Source organism: Armatimonas sp. (assembly GCF_031410135.1).
GTDB lineage: Bacteria > Armatimonadota > Armatimonadia > Armatimonadales > Armatimonadaceae > Armatimonas.
In genome coordinates this window covers 1-4791 of record NZ_JANNYP010000283.1, presented here as the reverse complement: position 1 = coordinate 4791, position 4791 = coordinate 1, and the positions used below count along the sequence as shown (strand labels likewise).

Annotated in this window: 4 protein-coding genes and 2 pseudogenes; 4 read left to right on the top strand and 2 right to left on the bottom strand. The window is 56.1% G+C overall.

Going from position 1 to position 4791, the window contains the following annotated elements; all coding sequences use genetic code 11:
• Together RMO15_RS10380 and RMO15_RS10375 are read left to right on the top strand one after the other, a co-directional pair.
• Positions 1 to 982 (top strand): annotated as a pseudogene (locus RMO15_RS10380) (hypothetical protein); the annotation flags it as partial.
• Between the two features lie 72 nt (positions 983 to 1054).
• On the top strand, positions 1055 to 2005 hold the full coding sequence (locus RMO15_RS10375) for a peptidylprolyl isomerase (protein WP_309711613.1): 951 nt from the start codon (positions 1055 to 1057) through the stop codon (positions 2003 to 2005).
• A gap of 52 nt (positions 2006 to 2057) precedes the next feature.
• On the opposite strand, the gene RMO15_RS10370 is transcribed toward RMO15_RS10375, so the two are convergent.
• Entirely contained in the window at positions 2058 to 2591 is a 534-nt protein-coding gene (locus RMO15_RS10370) for a YHS domain-containing protein (RefSeq protein WP_309711610.1), read from the bottom strand.
• 77 nt (positions 2592 to 2668) lie between these two features.
• Here RMO15_RS10370 and steA point away from each other — a divergent pair, with 77 nt between their 5' ends.
• Both steA and RMO15_RS10360 read left to right on the top strand, forming a co-directional pair.
• A complete protein-coding gene (steA, locus tag RMO15_RS10365) occupies positions 2669 to 3808 on the top strand; it encodes a putative cytokinetic ring protein SteA (RefSeq protein ID WP_309711607.1) in 1140 nt (379 codons plus the stop codon).
• A 5-nt stretch (positions 3809 to 3813) separates the two neighbouring features.
• On the top strand, positions 3814 to 4146 hold the full coding sequence (locus RMO15_RS10360; protein WP_309711604.1) for a VOC family protein: 333 nt from the start codon (positions 3814 to 3816) through the stop codon (positions 4144 to 4146).
• Positions 4147 to 4251: 105 nt separating this feature from the next.
• Here RMO15_RS10360 and RMO15_RS10355 read toward each other — a convergent pair.
• Positions 4252 to 4791 (bottom strand): annotated as a pseudogene (locus RMO15_RS10355) (alpha/beta hydrolase); the annotation flags it as partial.

The following is a 4791-nucleotide window of genomic DNA, read 5'->3' as shown; positions in this document are numbered from 1 at the left end:
TAAGGGCCAAGCGATCATCTCCGAGTTCGGCGGAACCGTTGCAGGTGTCCCGATGGAAGGCCTGCGTAAAGTGGTGATTCACTCGCCTCTCAAGGTGGGAGAAGACAACAAGCCGATGACCGGTCAGATCGTTGCGGTACCGATCTTGAACCTCTCGAACAACGAGGAGATCGTCCCCGTTGGTAAAGAGCTTGTGGATCGTGATATCCGCAAGATCCGTGAGGCGGGTATCGAGAGCATCCTGGTGCGTAAAGAGATCGTCGTGCCTTACCGTGGTGAGCTCAAGGTCAAAGAAGGCGATATCATTGAGCCCGGTGACCGCCTGACCGATGGCCCGCTTGACCCGCAGAAAGTCCTGGGACTCCAGGGGCTGCGCGGAATCCAGGAGTATCTGGTTCGCGAAGTTCAGAAGGTCTACAAGCAGCAGGGTGTGGACATCAACGACAAGCATATCGAGGTGATCGTCCGCCAGATGCTCAAGAAGCGTAAGGTGGTTGAGCCTGGCCATAGCAGCTACTTACATGGCCAGCTTGTGGATCGCTTTGATATCGAGGATGTCAACCGCAAGATCGAGAAGAACGAGCAGGAGACCGGAGTTGTGGGCAAGCCTGCGACTTCTATCCCGGTGCTCTTGGGAATCACGGAAGCCTCTCTGGCAACCGAGTCGTTCCTGTCGGCGGCGAGCTTTCAGAAGACCACTCGTGTTCTGACCGAGGCAGCGGTGCGTGGCAAGCGCGATAACCTGGTTGGTTTGAAGGAGAACGTCATTATCGGGCGTCTCATTCCTGCCGGAACCGGTCTGGCGCAGTACCGTGCTCTTGAGGTGACCAGCTCCGATGGCAGCGCCATTGGCCTGCTTGAGGTGCCTGACTCCCTGCTGGGTGAAGGCGGCCCTGCGCCGGTTGCGGTGCGTGGCCTTGACGATGCCCGTCAGCTTCTTGGAGGCGATCTGGGAGAGGCTCCTGCTGCGAGCACTGAGTAAGTGAGATAAGCGCCCCCGCTCCGGAACCCTACCGGTAGCGGGGGCGTCTTTTTTTAGGAGAAAGGTTTAGAGATGACAGTTTCAACCATGACGATTGCCCTCGTGTTGGCTATCGCCCCCCAGGCAAACAAGAAGCCTGCGGCCAAGCCTGCCGCGATGTCTTCCAGCGTGATTGCTCGCTACAACGGGGTCAATATCACGGCATCGGATATTAAGAAGCAGCTTAGTGGCACCCTGGCACGACGAGTTGTGCCTGAGATGATTCAGAAGATTGTGATTGAGCAAGAAGCGAAGAAAGCCGGTGTTAGTATCACGCCTGCGGAGCTTGCTGAGAAAGTCAAAGAAGAGAAGGCCAAGGTTGTGGCCCAGATGGCACAAAGCGGCAAGATGATGACGTTCTTGGAGATCACGCGTGAGTTTGGTCTAACGGAAGCCGAAGTGACCCAGACCGTCCGTCTGAACTTGCTTGCCCGAAAGTCTTTTGAAAAGTTTTTGATCAAAATGGTTCCAGGGCGTGACGGACAGGGACACTTTTCCCATATTCTTCTGGCTACCCAGCCTCTCGGTCCCACCCCGGATCAGTCCACCCCGCTGACCCCGGAGCAGATCAAGAAGAAAGAAGACGATCAAAAAATTCGCATTGACCAGATTCTTGCAGACATTAAGGCCGGAAAGCTCAAGTTTGACGAGGCTGCGAAACAGTTCTCCGATGATAAGGGCAGTGGAGCCATGGGAGGGGAGCTACCCTGGGTCGGTAAGGGAGTCTTTGATCAAGACTTTGAAAAGGCTGCTTTTGCTCTTCTGAAAGCGGGTGATATTAGCCCGGTGATCAAGAGTCAGTTCGGCTGGCATGTCATCAAGCTCCTCCAAAAAGGCTCTGATATTAGTGCGGCAGAGAAGGCCAAGTTTAAGAAAGAGCAAGTCAACGCGAAGCTCAATGAACCGCAAGCGGTGCAAAAATGGCTAGTGGACCAATCTCGCAATGCTAAGATCGAGTTTAACCCCAACGCCAAGCTATTTTAGCTTTAATAAAAAAAGCCCCAGAGTTTTTGCTCTGGGGCTTTTTTCTTATTGACTACTTGACGAACTTGTCGGGAGTCTCGTTGAACTTCTTGATGCAGCCAGGGCAGCAGAAGTAGTAGGTCTTGCCTTTGTACTCCACTTTGCCCGCCGCTTTGGCCACGCTCTCGATCTCTTCACCCGTCACGGCGCAGTTGACCTTGCCTGCTGGGGCTGTCGTCACAACCTCTTTTACGCCATCAAGCTCTTTGAGCTGCTTTTCCACGCGCTCGATCGTCTTGAGTGCAGTGAGTTTTTGGCTGATCAGTCCTGCCTTGGTAACCGTCTTGGTCTTAGCGGCATCATCGAGCTTCTCAAACGCGGCTTTGCAGTTGGCGCAGCAGAAGAGAACTTTTTTACCGTTGAACTCAACCGACTCCGCCTTTGCGGGAGTCTTGAGAGCCTCACCTTTCATGGCGCAAACTTGAACCATGTTACGGCCTTGTGCCTGACCGGGGCGCTGTGCGGGCTTGGGAGCGGCATCTTGTGCGAAGGCGACGGCACCAATTCCAAAGGCAGCTAGGGCTGCGATAAACGTGAGCTTTGTCATTTCTTTATTCCTTATGTTTGGTACAAACTCCACTATTGTACCCGACTCTGACGGGGGATATAATCGGTTTTTAGACAATGATCCGAAGCCAGTTGTTCACTCGGGAAAAAGAAAAAGCGGGCACACCGCTGGTTGAGGTACGTCTGGGGCGACGAACCAAAGCTCTCGCGCCAACACTGACTCCAGGTTGTTTGGTGGTGCTCGATCATCCTGACCTAGATGCGGTCGCGGCGCAGATGCTGGTGCGTGCTCGGCCCTATGCGGTGATTAACTGCCAGCCGTTTGTGACGGGTCGCTACCCGAATCGTGGACCGGGTGTTTTACTCGATGCAGGGATTCCGTTGTACGAATCCCAAGGCTTAGACCTCTTTAGCGAGTTAAAAGAGGGAGAGCGGCTCACCCTCTCCGACGCGCGTTTAAAGTCATTGACCTCGCTGACGCCTGCCTTACTGGAGCAGCAGCTTGTCGCGGCTCGGCAGAATCTAGACACAGAGCTTCAGCGCTTTGCTCAGAACACACTGCAGTTTCTAGAGAAACCCGAGGAGCGTGCGCTCTTACTGGAGACGGGGGCACTCCCAGAGCTCAAGACGAACCTTGTCGGACGACATGTCCTCGTGGTAGTGCGTGGTGAGGGCTATGAAGAGGATCTAGAGCGCCTGACCTTCTACCTGCGGGATCAGAAACCTGTCGTCATTGCCGTAGATGGCGCGGCAGACGCTCTACTTGCCTTAGGAATCCGCCCGGAGATCGTGCTGGGGGACATGGACTCCGTGAGCGACTCGGCGCTGCGCTGCGGGGCAGAAGTTCTGGTGCACGCCTACCCCGATGGTCGTGCTCCGGGGAAAGAGCGTGTGGAAGCACTAGGCGTTTCCTCCATTCTCTTTCCGATGGCGGGAACAAGCGAGGACGCGGCGCTGTTACTGGCCTATGAGAAAGGCGCGGACTTAATTGTCGCAGTGGGCACTCACTCGAACCTCGAAGACTTTTTAGATAAAGGCCGGGGGGGAATGGCGAGTACGTTTCTCGTGCGCCTGAAAGTCGGGAGTCGCTTGGTAGATGCGCGAGGGGTCTCACGGCTCTACAGCAATCGGCGCTCTTCGGTGCCACTGCTGCTTATTCTCACGCTCTCAGCGCTCTTTCCGGTGATCGTTTTGGCGGCGAGTACACCGTGGGGCCAGAATGCCTGGGCGCTCTTTATGCGTTCGCTTTTTCGGTAAATTTTATGAGCTATACTTTTGATCATGTCGCCCAAGTCGTCCCGGATATTGCCGAGGCTGTTGCCTGGTACGAAGCGCATGTTGGGGCAGTTGTACTCTACCAAGATGCGACTTGGGCCTTTGTCGAGGCAGGAGGTGCACGGCTGGCCTTTGTGGTCAAAGATCAGCACCCGAACCATCTCGCCTGGCGTGTCTCTCTGGATGACCTAGAGTCGCTGGCCCAGAGATACGGTAAGGAGATCAAGACCCACCGCGACAAAACCCGCTCGTTTTACTTAGAAGCGCCCGGCGGAACCCATATCGAGATCATCCACTGGCCCACGCCATCCGCCGATTGAAATCGGCGTCTGCAATGGCGCAAGCGCCGCAAAGCCTGTTCCAGGCTGGGATATTGGTAGCCCGGCACGGGCTTTGCAGCCGTAGGCTACTGTAGACGCCCCATTTTATGGGACGGCTAAAGCCCAGCGGTTGTCGAAAAAGCCCGCTTCTAGGACGCCGCCTATGCCTTCGGTGAGGATCTTGGGGCCGAAGACGCACCAGTCGGGGTAGGGGGTGCCAGACGTAAAGTAGGCCGCTCGCTCGGTGAGGCGAAGGCCCGGAAGGCCCGTGCCGCCAATAGCCCCGACTAGCCCGAGCGCCGAGTCGGAGCGTGGGTAGACAAAGAGGCAGGCTAGGTCGGGCTGGCGTAGCGCTTTGTTGCCAACCGTGATCCCGTCACGGCGTACCTGGATCAGGCACTTCCCTAAAAGCGGTTTCCAGAGCCGGTTCGTGTCGGCGTTGCCGTAGAGAATCACGCTGCGGTCTTTTTCGCGCTTTGCGTCGAACTCCGTGTCGGGGAGCAAGTCCGGGGAAGCGTTGCCGCGATAGAGAAACTGCTCCGCATCGAAGCGGGCTTTTGTGTAGCTCCAGGCGTTCTCCTCGGGCGTGCCTGCGGTGCCGTAGACCAGCACAAAGCGCTGGGTGAAAGCTTGCTTGAAGGGGCC